The following is a 15,068-nucleotide window of genomic DNA, read 5'->3' as shown; positions in this document are numbered from 1 at the left end:
TTGCGAAATTCTTGCCGATTTTACCATATTCACGCCTCTAGAGACGGAAAGCGGCTCTGGGAAATAAATGCCACGACCGCCTCGGGGTGTGTCATAGGCAGAACATGTCCCCCACCGACAACAACCTGGTCCGGCTGGACGCACTCGAGGGGAAAAGTGCGGTCTAAGTCGCCATGGAGGAGCCGTGTCTCTACCGCCGCAGCCCCGTCACTCAGCTCCCAGGTCAGGGTCGCCCAGGCTGCCCAGCATAAAAACCGGGTCTTAAAGCGCGGCTGCCCCCAGAGCGCCTCCTCTCCTGCAACGGTGAGGTGCCGCAGCGCCTGCCAGTCGGGAGGAAGCTCGGCGGGGGTGCGGACGGTGGAGATCAGCAGGCAAGAGCCCAGCCCCAAGGCAGCCGCCAGCTCATGGGCCACCATCCCCCCAAACGAGGTGCCTCCCAGCATGCACGGCTCGGTGATCTGGGGGCGTAGCGTCTCCGCAAAGCGCCGGGCATAGTCCACCAGCGGCTCGTTCACCTCCGGCTCGATCCACTCGGGGGTGATCAGCTCGGGAAAGTGAGGCCGTACCCGCGCGTAGAGGCTGGTCTTGCCATTCATGCCAGGGAGGAGAATCAGAGACTTCATGGTTTTGCGGTGGGCTTATTGGGATCATAGTAGTGGCATCCCGGTGCGGCAAACCAATAATCTATGAGGGGGCGGTAGACCTTCCATACCCACTCACTGCCGTTGTAGTCACAGGAGAGTACACAACAGGGTCCCTGTGGTGGACTAATGGCATAGGTTAGAAAAGAGACAGCGGGACCAACCGCGGGTTCGCGTTGCTGGCTGTCGCGTGTTTCTGTGTCGGGCGCAGGCTGTCCACCCCAAAAATGGAAGAGAGTGAATGCGGTGCCTAGATAAAGAAGAGGAGGCAGGACAAGAGAGATTCCCAGCCGCCGAATGAGGGAGAGTCTTTGCCAGCGGATACCAACAAGGGGCAGTACAAATAGCATAAACCAGAGAAACCAGAAGGCGAAAAGCAGAAAAAAGGATCGGCTGACTGCGGTTGCTGCGAGGCTTGCAACCCCACAGAGTCCGATTCCCCAAGCGAGACGTGCGCTACCGGGGAGGCGCCTGAGAGTAAATGCGGAGAGCAAACCTAAACTAAGACAGATAGGGAAGATGACCTGAGGCAGCGGGACAAGACCACAGACTGTCCCGGCAAGTCCACTAAGAATCAGAGACAGCCCCGGTCTCACGAGGACCTTGGGGGAAGGAGGGATGCGATGGGAATCGTGACACTCGGGGTGCACAGAGGCGTGATGCTTTGTTGCTCAGGGAGCTTGAGATTCGTGCCCCACTCGCTACCACTTGGGTCGCGGTAGACTTCCAGACGCCGCTGACTCAGGTTAACAATCCAGTACTCCTGTATTCCTGCCTCGGCGTAGAGCTCGGCCTTGGCGTGACGGTCCTGGGAAAGCGTCGCATCCGAGACGTCAACGACGAGCAGCACCTGCTCTGGTCTGGGATGGCTTTGGAGAAAATCGAGGCGCCGACCTGCGATCACGGCGATATCGGGAATAGGAGCGGAGTCAATACTCAGAGGGAGAGCGTGCTGGTTGCGAAGGAAACAGGTGCTTAAGTCTAGGCTACGCGCCAGGAGATCGTAGAGGGTATCGATGGTGTAGGCATGGGGAGGGTTTTCCATCGGCCTCTCGTAGAGTTCGCCTGCCAGGAGCTCCAGACGTGTCTCTTCGGGAAAAAGCCCCAGCGCTACAGCACGCTCAAACTGAGCGACACTCCAGCGCCAGGGGCCTTTGGGTTCAGGATTTAAGTCAATGGGTTGCATCGAGCTTGCCTGAAGAGATTGTATCGCCTAGCGGATGACTTTTCCCTTGACATCGAGGAACCACGAGGCGCAGAGATCGTTGCCGAAGGTCTTCCAGTCATCGAGCATCCAGACCACTTTCTTATCGCGGGTGACCTCGATGATCTGCGGGTTCTCGGGGCCAGAGTGGGTGTTTCCAAAGGCGATATTGCCATTGGGGAGCACCTGCACCGTGGTCACCCAGCAGAGGTGGATCGGGCGGCCATCAGGGCGCTTGAGCTCGTCGCGCTCGATGCTCCAGACCACCTTGCCCTCTTTGTTCACCTCAAAGACACGGTTGTTGTTGCCCCCCCCGATCAGCGTGTTGCCGTTCTTGAGGCGCAGCGCATTAAAGACATTGGTCCCGTGCCCATCGTGGCCGCCGGTGGCCGGCTGGTTGTTGAGGTCGATCACGTACTCCCAGACAATCTTGCCCTTGTCGTCGTACTCCCGCACGCAGCCCAGACCCTCGTGCGCCACCAGGTAGTTTCCGTTGTCGAGCTTGCGGACGCGGCGGGTATCGCGGTGGGAGTCCGGGCGCTCGACCGTCAGGGGCACTTCCTTGACAATCTTGCCGTCCTTGTCCACCTCGATAATGCGCTTGTTACCGGTCTCGGCGATCATGGTCAGGCCGTTCTTGAGGCGCTGGTAGCCATGGATCTCCACCCGCCCGGTGTAGGGCGCTACCGGCTTGCTCTCCCACTTCCACACTTCCTTCTTGTCTTTGGTCATCTCGACAATGGTCGCGGGGCCCATGTGGAGCAAGAAGTTGCCATTGGGCAGCACGGACAGATCGTGGGAGTTGAAGCCACACGCCACTTCCCACTCCACCTCGCCCTTCTCATTGAGGACAACGATGTGACCCTTGTCCTGAGCGATCAGCTTGTGGGTCACCGGCTTCTGCGCAAAGGCGGGCGTCACTGCCGCGGCGAAGAGTGCCGCTAAAAAATACCGTCGATTGATGTTTTGCATGCCTACTAGATTCACCAGTCGGGGGGTGAATCCTTCTTAGCCGTGGCTCAGGGTAATCACCCGATCCCCGATCTGGATCACCACCCCACCCCCTTGGACTTGGTAGGAGCCCAGCAGGTAGAGGCCATTGTCCTCACAAAAAGCGATCTTGCCGTTGCTGGCCGCCCAGAGCCCCTGCGTACGCTCGACTGTATCGCCCGAGTCGAGGGAGACGCCTTGGCCGATCGCGATCGTGCGCGACCAGCGGCTCTCGACAAAGCGGCCGTCGCCGGTGAGCTGGTAGGTGGTGCTGCTATCGGTGACACTCGACGCTTGCTGCCGCCCTGCGGCATCGCGGGCATCGCGGGACTTGGTGGATGTCGTGCCCTTCCAGCTTCCCAGGAGCCGGCTGTCCCGCTCGGGCGTGCTGGCGCTCACCGCCGCAAGAGCCCCCTGCAGAGCCGCCTCGCGGGGCGCGATCTTTGCCTTGAGTCCCAGCGCAAGCACCGCCGCGATCCGTCCCTTGGGCTCCGAGAAAAGGCAGCGGGCATAGAGGCTCGCCCCACGCCCATTGCCGCCTTGAAAGGTCAGCCCGTTGCCATCCTGGCCCGTGCGCTGAAAGGTCACGCCCTTGCCCAGCAGAAGGCCCCCATCGCCGCCTGCGCCATTGAGGATGAGCTCCAGGAACTGCCCCAGCCGCGGGTCGGTCTTGCTGGAGATGCCATTGGCCTCTCCCACGAGCAAGAGGTAGAGCTCGTCCCCATCCGCCTTGGTGGCTCCGGGGGGAAGCAAGGCGAGAACCGGCCCGTATGCCTGCACCTTCCAGCCTTGCGGGAGACCGATCTTTAGCCCCGCAGGATGGACATAGGCTCCGGCAAGAGTGGGAGCGGCACTGGGTTTCGGCACCGCACTGGGCTTGGTCGCGGGGGGCTTGGCGGGCTTGGGCTTGGTCGGCTCCGGGGCGTCGGGCGGGACGGTGCCACCCGTTCGACTGAGGCCCATCACCTCTTCCTCGTTGCCCAGCTTCATCACAAACTCGATCCCCGCTCCCTTGCGGCGAATCTCAAAGGGGAGATTGATGCCCTGGTAGGTGAACTGTCCCGTGATCTTCTTGCCATCGGAGGCGACCGTGCCCGCCAAGGACGCCATCGAGGAGCCGTCGTTGAAGGTGCCGGTGACGCTTCCGTCGCTTTCTTGCTTCAGGGTCAGCTTGATCGTGCCCCCGTCTTGCTTGCCGGTATAGTCGCCCGAGAAGCTCTGGACGTGTACGGTGGCCGCGCAGACGAGGGCGGGTACGAAGAGAGGTAAAGCCATGAGGGTTCTCCTTTAGGGATAGAGTAGGTGCGGTTGCCGGCGGCGTGCGAACTCGCGCAGGCCGGGGCTCCAGCGTCGCGCCAGGGTCGTGTAGCTCTCCCCGGCGAGCACGCCGTCCATGGCCTGCCGGTTCACCAGCAGCGTCATCATTTTTTCGGCCTGCCACTCCTTGGGATAGAGTCGGCGCAGTGTCAGGGCTAGCTCCACCCCGGTGCGCACCGGGGCCAGCTTCTGGCGGTCGGTCACCAGGAAGCTCACGCCGCCGCAGAGCTCGCCGACAAACTTGCTGGCCCTCGGCGTGAAGTGCACGGGAATGAAGCGGATGCCGGGGAGGTTCTTCGCATTGAGCTCCGCGGCAAGGCGGCGAGGCTCCAGGTAGGGCGCGCCGATCCACTCAAAGGGCGTGTCGGTGCCCCGGCCCACGGAGACATTGGAGAACTCGATCAGGCCGATCCCGGGATAGAGAGTCGCCTGGGTGAGCGAGCGCATGTTGGGCGAGGGGTTTGTCCAGGTCAGTCCGGTCGCATCCCACCAGTCCGCGCGCCGCCAGCCCTCGCAGGGCACGACTGTCAGGTCGAGCTTGAGGCCCTTCTCCGCGACAATCAGCCGTGCCAGCTCTCCCATGGTCATCCCATGGCGCACGGGAATCGGGTGGTAGGCGACAAAGGCGAGCCGGTCTTTATCCGCGATCGGTCCCTCGATCGCCGCGCCGCCAATGGGATTGGGCCGGTCGAGAACGATAAAGCGCTTCCCGTGCTTGGCCGCGGCCGTAAGACAGTGCCCCAAGGTGGAGAGAAAGGTGTAGAAGCGGCACCCAACATCTTGAATATCGTAGACCAGGGTCTCGATCCCCGCCAGCTGCTCCGCCGTGGGCTCGTAGCGCTCGCCGTAGAGAGAAAATACCGGCAGGCCCGTCTTGGGGTCCTTGCTATCGGGGACTTTCTCGTCGACCGCACCGCGAATCCCGTGTTCGGGGCCAAAGAACGCCTTGAGTGCCACCACCGGCGACTCCGCGAGGATATCGGCGGTCGCTGTGCCGTCCTGCGTGAGCCCCGTGTGGTTGGTGATCAGCCCGATGGGCCCACGCCCCAGCGCAGCGAACTTATCGCGCACCAGCACATCGACCCCACACAGCACCGGGGAAGAAGCAATTTCCATAGCAGCATTCTACCTGGGTCCCTTGCCGCCCGCACCGACACTAAGCTATAATTCCCCCAACCTTCTTCGGAGACTCTCACTATGCACAAGGCCACCGTTTCTCGCCGCGCTCTTCTCACCTCCCTCTCTCTCTCGTTGATCGTCTTAGCCGGCTGTGGCGGGAGCTCCCCGGTCGTAGAGACCGGGAGCGCACGCTTTGTGATCGCTTGGCCCGAGCCGAGTCGCCTCATCCCCGCCGCCGCGCAGAGCATCAAGCTCACTGTGGTGGGCAGCGATACCCAGGAGCGCCTCGTCCCCCGCCCGCCCACAGGGGTCAACCAGAGTGTCGTGACCTTCACCGGCCTGGTTCGTGGTAGCTACAACGTCACCGCGACTGCCTACCCCAGCAGTGATGGGACCGGCACCGTGCAGGCGACGGGCTCGGTGGGGGTGGCGATCTTCTTCAACCAGACCACGACCGCCAGCCTGACGATGGGCACGACCATCACCCAGGTATCGCTCAGCCCGGCTACGGCGTCGATCAGCTCCACCGACACCCAGGCCGTGACCGGCAGCGCCAAAGATGCTTCCGGGAGCCTGGTGCTGACCGATCCTGGCGCGTGGACCTGGACAAGCAGCGACCCCACCCTTGCGACCGTCACCGCCACCGGCAACCCCGCAACCGTCACTGGAGTCAAGCGCGGCACCGTGACCATCACCGGCACCGAGACCGAGTCCGGGAAGTCCGCCACCATGACCCTAACCGTCCTCCCCGATAAAGGCAACGCCAGCATCACCGTCAAGTAGGAAAAACCAATGCCCGACGATCGCTCTCTCTCACGTCGCGTCTTTGTCATGGGCTCGCTTGGCAGTGCGCTTGCCGCGGGCTGTGGCGCAGGCACCACCCCCACAGGTGCTCCCACGAGCACCAGCCGCGGGGCGGCCACGTTCACCATTCTCTGGCCCGAGCCCAAGCCCGCCTCCCGCCTGATCCCAGTCGCCGCCAAGAGCATCACGGTCAAGATGGTCGGCCCCGAGACCGTGCAGAAAACCGTCGCCCGCCCGCCCGCAGGAACAACGCAGACCGATGTCACCTTCGACAGTATCGAGGTTGGCTCCTACACCGTCACCGCGACTGCCTATCCCAGTGCGTCTGGAGCAGGCGTTGCACAAGCGAGCGGTACCCTAAACCTCAATGTCGTAAAAAACCAGACCGCCTCAGACTCCCTTACTCTAGGAACGACGATAAAAACCATTGAGCTCTCTCCAAACCCCGTAAACTTGGGGGTCGGTCAAGAGCGTACCATTGTCGCGATTCCAAGAGATCAAGCCGGCACTATTGTCCTCACACAAAGCTCTTGGTCTTGGTCATCCTCACAAACGTCGGTCTGCTCGGTATCGGGCAGCTCCTCGACTGCCGTTGTCAAAGGGAATAGCTTAGGCACCACAGAGATCACCGTTCTCGAAACGGAGTCTTCTCTTTCCCAAACGGTACCACTTTCGGTTGTCGCTAGCCCTACGGAGCCCGCCCTCTCTTCCTGGCCTCAGAGTCGCTGCAAGCCTTCTAACTCGGGGCAGGGAGGCGGCAGTAACAATCAGGGACAACTAAAGTGGAAGTATAAAATGCGTGCAGCAATCTATACCGAACCCGTGATTCAGAAAAATGGGAATATTCTCACAGCAGACTGGAGTGGCTGGGTCTACTCGTTCACAAAAAATGGAGACCTCGCTTGGGAAAAGCAGATTCTATCGCTTCAGTACGGTCCTGCCTGCGGTCTCGATGGAACTATCTATCTACCCAATGGCTGGGTTTATGCAATCGATGAGACAGGCTCTCTAAAATGGACATTCTCAGAATCAGGTTTTGAAGGAGCGGGTATCAATGTCGATAAAAATGGCATCCTGTACATGGCTAGCTCTTCAAATTTATCTCAAAAATATTTAGTTGCCATTAATCCAAATGGCACTCTTCGGTGGAAGCAACCTATCACGGGCTCTTGCTATGGAAGCCCTGCGATTGACAGCAAAGGAAATATCTATGTCACAACTTATTTCCGTGATCCATTCGGACCACCGATTAATGAGACCGGTTTATATTCCTTTACTCCTGATGGGGTTCTGCGGTGGAGTAAACAAATTACCTCACGACATACTCCCGTCATTGGGATCGACGATACGGTTTATGTTTGGAGTGTTGATGGATTATTCGCAGCCTTTACACCTGCGGGTGCATTGAAGTGGACATACTATTATGGTGATGGAGATCGATCAACTGAGTTTATTGTCACAAATCAAAACAATCTTATTTTCGGCTATTTACGAAAAATAGGTAGTAATGGTGCACCGATTTGGACAACGGATATATCAGGTCCAGGAATTGCCCCCTTTGATAATTTATATCGCTCCTCGCCTGTCTGCGATATTAATGAGAACACCTATCTTTGCTCCAACACAGGAATGCATTGCGTCGCACCAGATGGATCCATACGTTGGGTATTTGATTCTGCAAGTATACATGGCTCTCGTGGTTCTATGTTTGGTCGCCCTGCCATTGATTCCGATGGCACTATCTACTCACACTCCGTCAATTACGACTACTACTTCTGTGCGATTTCGTAAGCAAATCGGGGATATTACTCGCCCAGTGTCCAGCTGCGTAGAGTTGTAAAGCCGAGGAAGAGCTTTTCAAAACGTGCGGTATCGTCGCTGGGCTTTACGCCACGGGGGAAGGTCATCACAAACGCGCCTGTGGGCACGGGGCCATCCAGCGTGACGGACTGGACATGGTAGCTCGTGCTGTGTAGCTGCAGGTTCCAGAGGAGCACAGGGACGTTGTTAAGCCGCGTCCAGCTCCCGCGCCAGTCCACCCACTGCTCCTCGACCTGTGCTGGGAGGGCGGAGCTCTGCGGGAAGGTGATCGTGGTGGTGGACGAGGAGAGATTTACTCCCCCCGCGCCCCAGGAGTGCGCCCCCACGCTGGGCTTGTAGCGAAAGCGCACGACACGGCCCTGGGGAGTGGGCTCAAGCGTGAGGAGCTCCAGACGCGTCGCTAGCACGCCGCCACGTACCTCATCGGCGAAAGAGATCGGGTCCCAGCCGCCGGCGTCGGTGGGGAAGAATCCCACAAAAGGCTCTTCGTTTTGCCCGCGGCCATCGGGGAAGCTAAAGCCACCGTAGTACGTGTCCCCCAGCAACGACCAGGAGAGCCAGCCATCGGAGACCTTGCGGTTTGCAAGCCGTGGGGGACGCTTCTTTCCTTGATCCAGCTCTTCGTCGCGGAGGCGGTTGGGTCGGGCGTAGATGATTTGCTTGGTGCGACGTGCCGTCACCTGGGTGTCCTCTTTATGCACGTACTCCACCTGCGCTACCAGGGTTCGCGCGTTTTGCAGCGTGCGCTCGTTCTGCTCCAAAAGCGCCGCGGCTGCCTCGTCCCAGTGGGCGACTCCCGCGGGCTTGGTGCGCGGCAAGGCGTGGCTCTTTTGGCGGGGCGGGGTTATCGCGGCACGCAGCACGACCTCGCGGGCGAGCAGGCCAATCGAGATAAGAAACAGCGTCAGGCTGACGCCACAGCCCCAGGCCCTTGCCTTCCGTTGTCGTATCAAGAGCGTTTTCATTGTTTCTCTACTCTGGGAGTACTGCGTGGCGTAGAGCAAGCATACCAGTAAAAACTGCCTGATAGCGGGCTGTCTCGGGGCTTGGTTTCGCGTCGTTGGGGAGTTGGATAATAAAAACATTCTGTTGGAGAGGCATGTCCCACTGACACACGCGTATCTCCCAGAATTCTGATCCCAGCTCCCAGTGGGCAAGGTGAAAGAATCCTAGGTCATCGACATAGGTATCCATCCAAGCCAAGGTATTTTTCCGTATTCCTCGTAGCTGCTTTTGAGAGTCGAAGTAGTAGTAGCGATAGAAAACATCGTACTCATTGGCACAAACCCGAGTCCCCTCAGGGCAGCTCTGGGCGGTAAGAGAGAGAAGTGAATGTTTTTTGAGGGCTTTGTGTAGCTGATCCACCTCACACAAGTCCTCATTCTCTAGAGGTTTTGTTGGAAAGAACCCAGCGAGAGGAAAGTGATTTAGTCCACGCCCATCCGGGAAACTAAGCCACTGGTCGTACTCATGACCAGACAAAAACCAGGTCATCCAGCCGTCGGAGAGTTGTAGCTGGTAGGAAGATTTGCTCTTGTACTCCCAGCGCATCCGATTGGGGCGTGCATACACGAGGCGCATCTCAGCGCTGTCGCGCCGTTTACCTCCCACATACGATGAGTATGCCAGTGTCATGTCTACAGATCTAGCTTGCTGCCGCTGATGTGCCATCGTTTCTAAGAGCTCAACCGCCTCAGGATTCCACTCTGAAACTCCTTGAGGCTTGGTGCGTGGCAAGGCGTGGCTCTTTTGGCGGGGCGGAGTCGTTGCGGCACGCAGCACGACCTCGCGGGCGAGCAGGCCAATCGCGACAAGAAACAGTGTCAGGCTGACGCCACAGCCCCAGGCCCTTGCCCTACGTTTTCCAACGGGTGACATCTCCTAAAGATTATATCTGTGGGAACTTGGTCTTGCCTCGGCCCGTTCTCTGAGAAAGCGGTACAATCGGTTTGTACTCTTTTTCACGAACATGAACTCTCCCCTCTCCCCGCTGGTCTACTTCCGCCGCAATGCGTCCCGTGCGCTCCCCATGGGCCTGGTGATTGTCTTGGCGGTCTTTCTGATCGCGGGGGTGACGGTCTTGGCCAATGCGATCGACCTGACCGTGCGGACGATCTACCGCTACACGGAGTACTTCACCTATGTCCTGCCCCAGCAGCGCTTTCGGGAGGTGCCGGAGGCGCAGCGGGTGCTGGTGGAGGCCGATCCTCGGGTCGAGCGGACCATGGAGGGGGCGTTCTTTCTCTGCAATATCAAGACCGTCATGGGGCGTCTGCCCTTTGTGGTACTCGGGGTGCCCGACGACGACCGCGACTACCTGATGCAGCGCATGGGAACGAGCCTGATCGCCGGACGCCTCCCTGCCGAGGGCATGCCCGAGGCCGTGCTCTCCGAGCCGATGGTGGAGAACAAGCACCTCAAGCTCGGGGATAACGTCGTTAGCCCCACCGAGCAGGGGGGAATGGCGACCGCCGCACCCGTCCCGGTCAAGCTCGTAGGGATCCTCAAAGGACCGGTCTGGGTGGGCTTTACCAGCAAGAGCTTCTGCTCCCGCTACTTCTTGCTCAACCCGCTCTGCACACTCTACACCTGGAAGGATGTCGGCCAGCGCGACGAGCTCAACCGGGCGATGATGCCGGTGAAGAACAAGGCGGCGGGCAAGCTCGATCCTGGCTCCGTACAAGTGCTCTCAAAGGAGAACCTCATCACCGAGGTGCGTGAGAGCCTGGAGTCGCTCTACATGATCATGGGCGTGGTCACGGCGGCGGTGATCTTTGCCATCACGCTGATGAGCGGGATGCTGGCCAATATCTACTTCACCCAGCGCCTCTCCGAGTTTGGGGTGCTGGCAGCGATTGGCTACTCCCGAGCGACGCTCATCGGGCGGGTGCTAGCGGAGACGGCGCTGCTCAATATCGCCGGCTGGCTGGTCGGGGCGGGCTTGACGGCGCTGACCATGCGCTTTCTGGGCGAGTCCGTGTTCCGGGCGCGGGGGCTCTTTCTCAACCCGTTCGACCTGGATGCCTACGCCCACACGATCCCAGTGCCGATCTGCATCACGCTTTTCTCAGTCGGGACGATCGCGTACCGCCTGCTCAAGCTCGACCCCGTGACGATTATCGAGAGGCGCTAGCACATGACCCGAGAGACACTCTCCTGCGAGAAAGTCGCGCTGGCCTACCGCGACGGCGAACGGACGACCTATGCCCTGCGCGAGGTCAGCCTGAGCCTGCCGCCTGGGAAGTTCTATGGCATCATGGGGCCATCGGGGTCGGGCAAGTCCAGCCTGCTCTATCTGCTCTCAGGGCTCAAGCGTCCCACGGGCGGCGCGGTGACCCTGGGCAGCACTCCCCTCTCCCAGCTCCCCGATGCCGAGCTCATGCGCCTGCGCCGCACCCGCTTCGGCTTTGTCTTTCAGCAGCCATTTTTATTGACCTACCTCACCGCGCTGGAGAACATCGTGGTCGCGGCCCCCAAGCCCGATGCGGCGGCGCGTCAGAAGGCCCAGGAGCTCTTGGAGAGCCTGGGGCTTGCCAGCATGGCGGGTAAGCTCCCCGGCCAGCTCTCAGGGGGGGAGCGTCAGCGGGTAGCGGTCGCGCGCGCCCTCATCAACGACCCGGAGATTCTCTTTGCCGACGAGCCCACGGCGGCGCTGGACCAGACCAACGGCCACCGCGTGATCGAGGCGCTGGCGGCGTGGCGTAGCAAGGGAACCGTGATCGTGGTGACACACGACGCGGGGATGCTGACCGGCGCCGACCAGCTAATCCAGCTCCGCGACGGCATCCTCAGCACGGAGCACTAGCCGTTTATCGCAACCAAACGGAGGGGCGGGGTCTCGTCCCAGGACGGCGGTGTGGGAGGACGAATCAGAGAGAGGGTTCGAACCCGCGCCTGCGACACCCGGAGAGCGCTATCGTAGTCGCCCCGTGCGAGGTAGAGAGCCTGGAGCCGCTCGTAGGGATGGGCTCCTAAAAACCCGTCCGCGACAATCGCCTCATACTCCGCGATGGCCTCGTCGGTGCGGCGCATCTTCTCTAGCTCGCTCCCCCGAAGGTCGCGGGCCACCATCTCGCCAAAGAGCTGCCGCTCCGCCTGCTCATAGATCGACTTGAGATCGGGGGTGCCCGCACAGCGGTGTTGCTGGAGCCACTCCTGGCAGATCGCTTGTCGTGGCACGCCCCGCGCGACCTGTGCCTCCGCCCAGCTCAGCAGCTGGGCAACCGTGACCCGGGGCTGAGGGCGATGAAAAAGCTGCATCATGCCCCACCAGCTAGCAAACTCCATGCCAAAAAATCTATGTCGTGCTGAGAGATGCAGGTGCCTGGCCACGCCCCTTCACCAGCCCCAGAGCCACCAGCGCGGCGAGATAGGGCAAGAGCTGGAGCAGGTCGGGCGGGAGAGCCTTGGCGAGCCCTGCGTTCTGGAGCGTCCCCACCAGAGCATCCCCCGCAGTAAAGAGCAGGGCGGCTCCTGCGGCACCCAGCGGGCTCCAACGCCCAAGGATCACCGCCGCCAGCGCGATATAGCCCCGCCCCGAGGTCATGTTCTCCGTGAACTCGCCAAGGCCCATCAGCGCCAGTAGCACCCCGCCGAGCCCCGCCAGCCCTCCCGCGCCGCTCACCGCTCCCAGCCGAAGCCTATCGGGGTTGAGGCCTGCGGCGCGCACCGCCTCGGGCTTCTCGCCGCACGCCCGGAGGCGTAGCCCCAGCGGTGTCTGCCCCAGGAGAAACGCCAGAGCGAGCACTAGGGCCAGCGCCAGAGGAATCGCCAGCTCCGCGGGGAAGCGTGCCTGGGTGCTCAGCCCCACCTCACCGTGGGCACGGAGCAGGAAAGTGGTCAGGCCCAGCAGCCCCAGGTTCAGCCCCACTCCCGAGAGGACGGCAGGGACACGGGCAAAGAGCACCAGGCAGGCATGGAGCAGCCCCACGAGTGCGCCCGCCAGTGCCCCGGCCAGAGCGCCTAGCGCCGCGCTACCGGTCTTTGCCGCGACCGCCACCGCGGTGTAGGCACCGGCGAGGAGCATCGCCTCCAGCCCCAGCGCGATCACCCCCACACGCTCGGAGAGGGTCCCGCCCAGTGCCGCCAGCCCCAGAGGCGCCCAGAGCCTTAGCATCGCCGCCAGAAAGTCCATGGCGCTATTTTACGCCATCCTCACGCTCTTCTCATAAACCATCGTGTACCATAGGGGAGGCAATAGACAAGACTTGTGAAAAAGGGTACAAACCATCCCATGCTAGGAGTAGGTGCTGTCTTCCTGAAAGAGGTCCGTACCGAGTGGCGCACACGGGTCGCGCTCTCGGGGGTGGGGCTCTTTGTGGTGGGCGCGCTGGTGCTCCTTGGGCTGGGGCTCAAGCAGGCAAAGCTGGACCGGCTGACTCCGGGGGCGCTGGTCTGGGTGCTGGCGCTCTTCACCGCCGCGACCGGGCTAGGGCGGGCGTTTGTGCAGGAGGCAGAGCGCGGGACCGCACTGGCGCTACGGCTCTATGCGAGCCCGAACGCGGTCTGGCTGGGAAAGTTTGCCTTTAATGCGGTACTCTTATTGGTCCTGAACCTGCTCACCGCGCCCGTGCTCTTCTCGCTGCTGGAGCTGGACCTGGCGAGTGTGAACGTTGGGATACTCTGCTGCGTCCTAGGAATGGGCACTCTTGCCATCGCGGCGGTGTTTACGACAATGGCGGCGCTGGTGGCACAGACCACGGCCCGCGGTGGCCTGCTCGCGGCGCTGGCCTTTCCGCTCCTGGTGCCAGCGTTTCAGGCGGGGCTCAATGGAACCAAGGCGGCGCTGGGGATCGGGCTGGAGGGGGTCAAGAGCTCGGCGTGGCAGGTTGCCGGTGCGGATCTTGCCATGCTCTCGCTCTACACGGCGGCGGCAGTCTTGCTCTCGCTCTGGCTGTTTGATTTTATCTGGAACGACTAACCATAACCTATGAGAAAAGAGCTTAAAATCGGGATCGGACTCTGGATGGTCGCGGGGCTAGCCTATGTCTTTCTCAAGCTCCCCGCGGCCAAGTTCTTCGCCGACCCGGAGCTGGCGCGCATTGTCGCCCTGCACCTGCCCTGCGCCTATGTCGCCGTCACGGCGTCGTGGATGTCGGCGTGGCACGGCTGGAAGTACCTCCAGAAGCGAGAGCTGATCGACGATGCCCGGTCGGCGTCGGGGGCGGGGCTGGCGCTGCTCTTCTGCGCCCTGACCACGGCGACCGGCTCGATCTTTGCCTATGTGCAGTGGGGAAGCTTCTGGAACTGGGACCCCCGCGAGACCAGTGTCTTTCTGCTGATGCTGATCTACTGCGCCTACTTCGTGCTCCGCAGCAGTATCGAGGATATCGAGAAGCGCGGGGCGATCTGCGCGGTCTTTGGGCTCTTTGTGGCGGTGATGACTCCCCTCTTGGGCTATGTCATCCCCAAGTACCTGATGTCGCTGCATCCCACCAACACCAAGTTTGATTCGAGCTACCGCACGGCGATCTACCTGGGAATCCTCCCCCCCCTGCTCGGGATGATGTTCTGGATTCAGAATATCGCCCTACGGCTCGACCGTGCGCGGCTGGCCCTTGAGGAGGTAGACTACAACTAAGATGAACATGGCTTTCTTACTACTGGTCGCGGTCGTGATCTGGGCGGGGGTCTTTGCCTTTGTCTGGATGCTCGATAAGAAGGCGAGTGCCCTGGAGCAGCGGGTCGCCCAGCTGGCACGTCTGGAGAACCGACAATGAAACTCAAAGCAGGAACCACCGCAGCGACCGTGCTGATCTTTGCCGCGCTGGCCTACGGCGCCGGGCAGTTCGTCACCAACCTCACCCCCTATGTCTCCTTCACCGAGGCCAAGGCTAGCAAGGACCGGGTCTTCCAGATCATGGGGCCACTGGACCGCTCGCAGCCCATCACCTACACCGGCGTGCTGAGCTTCACCCTCAAGGAAGAAAAGACCGGCGAGACCATTCCCGTGCGCTTTAAGAAGTCCAAGCCCAATAGCTTCGACCAAGCCACGCAAGTCACCGCGATCGGGAGCTGGAACGGCGAGTACTTCGAGGCGCGCAAGCTCCTGGTCAAGTGCCCCAGCAAGTACGAAGAGGAAGTCAAGGCGGATTAAAAGTCGCCCCATAAAATGAGGCGTCATCAGTGGCACTCCGTGCCGCAAAGCCCGTGCCGGGCTCCCAATCTCCCTA

The 15,068-nt window shown here is 61.1% G+C and carries 17 protein-coding genes; 8 read left to right on the top strand and 9 right to left on the bottom strand.

Annotation, left to right across the window (positions count from 1 at the left end):
* Nucleotides 1-29: 29 nt before the first annotated feature.
* The 5 genes from HNQ39_RS13410 to HNQ39_RS13390 form a co-directional block, all read right to left on the bottom strand.
* Nucleotides 30-623 (bottom strand): alpha/beta fold hydrolase, encoded by a 594-nt coding sequence (locus HNQ39_RS13410; RefSeq protein WP_184196737.1) that lies wholly within the window; start codon nucleotides 621-623, stop codon nucleotides 30-32.
* Between the two features lie 610 nt (nucleotides 624-1,233).
* The gene (locus tag HNQ39_RS13405; RefSeq protein WP_184196734.1) at nucleotides 1,234-1,827 is read right to left on the bottom strand and encodes a Uma2 family endonuclease; all 594 of its coding nucleotides are present in this window, start codon (nucleotides 1,825-1,827) and stop codon (nucleotides 1,234-1,236) included.
* A 27-nt stretch (nucleotides 1,828-1,854) separates the two neighbouring features.
* Nucleotides 1,855-2,817: an NHL repeat-containing protein gene (locus HNQ39_RS13400; RefSeq protein ID WP_184196731.1), complete on the bottom strand. Its 963-nt coding sequence runs from the start codon at nucleotides 2,815-2,817 to the stop codon at nucleotides 1,855-1,857.
* A 36-nt stretch (nucleotides 2,818-2,853) separates the two neighbouring features.
* Nucleotides 2,854-4,110 carry a hypothetical protein gene (locus HNQ39_RS13395; protein WP_184196728.1) on the bottom strand — a complete coding sequence of 419 codons (1,257 nt, stop codon included), beginning with the start codon at nucleotides 4,108-4,110 and terminating at the stop codon, nucleotides 2,854-2,856.
* Nucleotides 4,111-4,122: 12 nt separating this feature from the next.
* On the bottom strand, nucleotides 4,123-5,268 hold the full coding sequence (locus tag HNQ39_RS13390; protein WP_221289991.1) for an exo-beta-N-acetylmuramidase NamZ family protein: 1,146 nt from the start codon (nucleotides 5,266-5,268) through the stop codon (nucleotides 4,123-4,125).
* Nucleotides 5,269-5,349: 81 nt separating this feature from the next.
* Between HNQ39_RS13390 and HNQ39_RS13385 the strand changes: the two genes are divergently transcribed.
* Both HNQ39_RS13385 and HNQ39_RS13380 read left to right on the top strand, forming a co-directional pair.
* Nucleotides 5,350-6,054 carry an Ig-like domain-containing protein gene (locus HNQ39_RS13385; protein WP_184196725.1) on the top strand — a complete coding sequence of 235 codons (705 nt, stop codon included), beginning with the start codon at nucleotides 5,350-5,352 and terminating at the stop codon, nucleotides 6,052-6,054.
* 9 nt (nucleotides 6,055-6,063) lie between these two features.
* Nucleotides 6,064-7,866 (top strand): PQQ-binding-like beta-propeller repeat protein, encoded by a 1,803-nt coding sequence (locus HNQ39_RS13380; protein WP_184196720.1) that lies wholly within the window; start codon nucleotides 6,064-6,066, stop codon nucleotides 7,864-7,866.
* Nucleotides 7,867-7,880: 14 nt separating this feature from the next.
* On the opposite strand, the gene HNQ39_RS13375 is transcribed toward HNQ39_RS13380, so the two are convergent.
* Both HNQ39_RS13375 and HNQ39_RS13370 read right to left on the bottom strand, forming a co-directional pair.
* On the bottom strand, nucleotides 7,881-8,849 hold the full coding sequence (locus HNQ39_RS13375) for a hypothetical protein (protein ID WP_184196715.1): 969 nt from the start codon (nucleotides 8,847-8,849) through the stop codon (nucleotides 7,881-7,883).
* A 19-nt stretch (nucleotides 8,850-8,868) separates the two neighbouring features.
* Entirely contained in the window at nucleotides 8,869-9,774 is a 906-nt protein-coding gene (locus tag HNQ39_RS13370) for a LolA family protein (RefSeq protein WP_184196711.1), read from the bottom strand.
* 91 nt (nucleotides 9,775-9,865) lie between these two features.
* On the opposite strand from HNQ39_RS13370, the gene HNQ39_RS13365 reads away from it, so the two are divergent.
* Together HNQ39_RS13365 and HNQ39_RS13360 are read left to right on the top strand one after the other, a co-directional pair.
* The gene (locus tag HNQ39_RS13365; RefSeq protein ID WP_184196708.1) at nucleotides 9,866-11,029 is read left to right on the top strand and encodes an ABC transporter permease; all 1,164 of its coding nucleotides are present in this window, start codon (nucleotides 9,866-9,868) and stop codon (nucleotides 11,027-11,029) included.
* Nucleotides 11,030-11,032: 3 nt separating this feature from the next.
* The gene (locus HNQ39_RS13360; RefSeq protein ID WP_184196705.1) at nucleotides 11,033-11,701 is read left to right on the top strand and encodes an ABC transporter ATP-binding protein; all 669 of its coding nucleotides are present in this window, start codon (nucleotides 11,033-11,035) and stop codon (nucleotides 11,699-11,701) included.
* Here the strand turns inward: HNQ39_RS13360 and HNQ39_RS13355 are convergent.
* Complete coding sequence (locus tag HNQ39_RS13355) at nucleotides 11,698-12,183, bottom strand: hypothetical protein (protein ID WP_184196702.1); 486 nt, start codon at nucleotides 12,181-12,183, stop codon at nucleotides 11,698-11,700. The two genes, HNQ39_RS13360 and HNQ39_RS13355, sit on opposite strands and share 4 nt — an antisense overlap.
* Before the next feature lie 10 nt (nucleotides 12,184-12,193).
* Nucleotides 12,194-13,030 carry an ABC transporter permease subunit gene (locus HNQ39_RS13350; protein ID WP_184196699.1) on the bottom strand — a complete coding sequence of 279 codons (837 nt, stop codon included), beginning with the start codon at nucleotides 13,028-13,030 and terminating at the stop codon, nucleotides 12,194-12,196.
* A gap of 99 nt (nucleotides 13,031-13,129) precedes the next feature.
* Here HNQ39_RS13350 and HNQ39_RS13345 point away from each other — a divergent pair, with 99 nt between their 5' ends.
* The 4 genes from HNQ39_RS13345 to HNQ39_RS13330 are packed head-to-tail and all read left to right on the top strand — an operon-like array spanning nucleotide 13,130 to nucleotide 14,992.
* Nucleotides 13,130-13,816: a heme exporter protein CcmB gene (locus HNQ39_RS13345; RefSeq protein WP_184196696.1), complete on the top strand. Its 687-nt coding sequence runs from the start codon at nucleotides 13,130-13,132 to the stop codon at nucleotides 13,814-13,816.
* A gap of 9 nt (nucleotides 13,817-13,825) precedes the next feature.
* Nucleotides 13,826-14,476: a cytochrome c biogenesis protein CcsA gene (gene ccsA, locus HNQ39_RS13340; protein WP_184196693.1), complete on the top strand. Its 651-nt coding sequence runs from the start codon at nucleotides 13,826-13,828 to the stop codon at nucleotides 14,474-14,476.
* 7 nt (nucleotides 14,477-14,483) lie between these two features.
* Nucleotides 14,484-14,615 carry a CcmD family protein gene (locus HNQ39_RS13335; protein WP_184196690.1) on the top strand — a complete coding sequence of 44 codons (132 nt, stop codon included), beginning with the start codon at nucleotides 14,484-14,486 and terminating at the stop codon, nucleotides 14,613-14,615.
* Nucleotides 14,612-14,992 (top strand): cytochrome c maturation protein CcmE domain-containing protein, encoded by a 381-nt coding sequence (locus HNQ39_RS13330; RefSeq protein WP_184196687.1) that lies wholly within the window; start codon nucleotides 14,612-14,614, stop codon nucleotides 14,990-14,992. The genes HNQ39_RS13335 and HNQ39_RS13330 overlap by 4 nt, the downstream gene beginning before the upstream one ends.
* The last annotated feature ends 76 nt before the right edge of the window (nucleotides 14,993-15,068 follow it).

This window comes from Armatimonas rosea (genome assembly GCF_014202505.1).
Taxonomy (GTDB): domain Bacteria; phylum Armatimonadota; class Armatimonadia; order Armatimonadales; family Armatimonadaceae; genus Armatimonas; species Armatimonas rosea.
The sequence above is the reverse complement of the archived record's forward strand: the minus strand, read 5'-3'. Positions and strand labels throughout refer to the sequence as shown.

What these genes read in the sequence shown, in the direction of transcription:
- HNQ39_RS13410 (WP_184196737.1), bottom strand. Translation starts at nt 623, where the DNA reads ATGAAGTCTCTGATTCTCCTCCCTGGCATGAATGGCAAGACCAGCCTC.
- HNQ39_RS13405 (WP_184196734.1), bottom strand. Translation starts at nt 1,827, where the DNA reads ATGCAACCCATTGACTTAAATCCTGAACCCAAAGGCCCCTGGCGCTGG.
- HNQ39_RS13400 (WP_184196731.1), bottom strand. Translation starts at nt 2,817, where the DNA reads ATGCAAAACATCAATCGACGGTATTTTTTAGCGGCACTCTTCGCCGCG.
- HNQ39_RS13395 (WP_184196728.1), bottom strand. Translation starts at nt 4,110, where the DNA reads ATGGCTTTACCTCTCTTCGTACCCGCCCTCGTCTGCGCGGCCACCGTA.
- HNQ39_RS13390 (WP_221289991.1), bottom strand. Translation starts at nt 5,268, where the DNA reads ATGGAAATTGCTTCTTCCCCGGTGCTGTGTGGGGTCGATGTGCTGGTG.
- HNQ39_RS13385 (WP_184196725.1), top strand. Translation starts at nt 5,350, where the DNA reads ATGCACAAGGCCACCGTTTCTCGCCGCGCTCTTCTCACCTCCCTCTCT.
- HNQ39_RS13380 (WP_184196720.1), top strand. Translation starts at nt 6,064, where the DNA reads ATGCCCGACGATCGCTCTCTCTCACGTCGCGTCTTTGTCATGGGCTCG.
- HNQ39_RS13370 (WP_184196711.1), bottom strand. Translation starts at nt 9,774, where the DNA reads ATGTCACCCGTTGGAAAACGTAGGGCAAGGGCCTGGGGCTGTGGCGTC.
- HNQ39_RS13365 (WP_184196708.1), top strand. Translation starts at nt 9,866, where the DNA reads ATGAACTCTCCCCTCTCCCCGCTGGTCTACTTCCGCCGCAATGCGTCC.
- HNQ39_RS13360 (WP_184196705.1), top strand. Translation starts at nt 11,033, where the DNA reads ATGACCCGAGAGACACTCTCCTGCGAGAAAGTCGCGCTGGCCTACCGC.
- HNQ39_RS13355 (WP_184196702.1), bottom strand. Translation starts at nt 12,183, where the DNA reads ATGGAGTTTGCTAGCTGGTGGGGCATGATGCAGCTTTTTCATCGCCCT.
- HNQ39_RS13350 (WP_184196699.1), bottom strand. Translation starts at nt 13,030, where the DNA reads ATGGACTTTCTGGCGGCGATGCTAAGGCTCTGGGCGCCTCTGGGGCTG.
- HNQ39_RS13345 (WP_184196696.1), top strand. Translation starts at nt 13,130, where the DNA reads ATGCTAGGAGTAGGTGCTGTCTTCCTGAAAGAGGTCCGTACCGAGTGG.
- ccsA (WP_184196693.1), top strand. Translation starts at nt 13,826, where the DNA reads ATGAGAAAAGAGCTTAAAATCGGGATCGGACTCTGGATGGTCGCGGGG.
- HNQ39_RS13335 (WP_184196690.1), top strand. Translation starts at nt 14,484, where the DNA reads ATGGCTTTCTTACTACTGGTCGCGGTCGTGATCTGGGCGGGGGTCTTT.
- HNQ39_RS13330 (WP_184196687.1), top strand. Translation starts at nt 14,612, where the DNA reads ATGAAACTCAAAGCAGGAACCACCGCAGCGACCGTGCTGATCTTTGCC.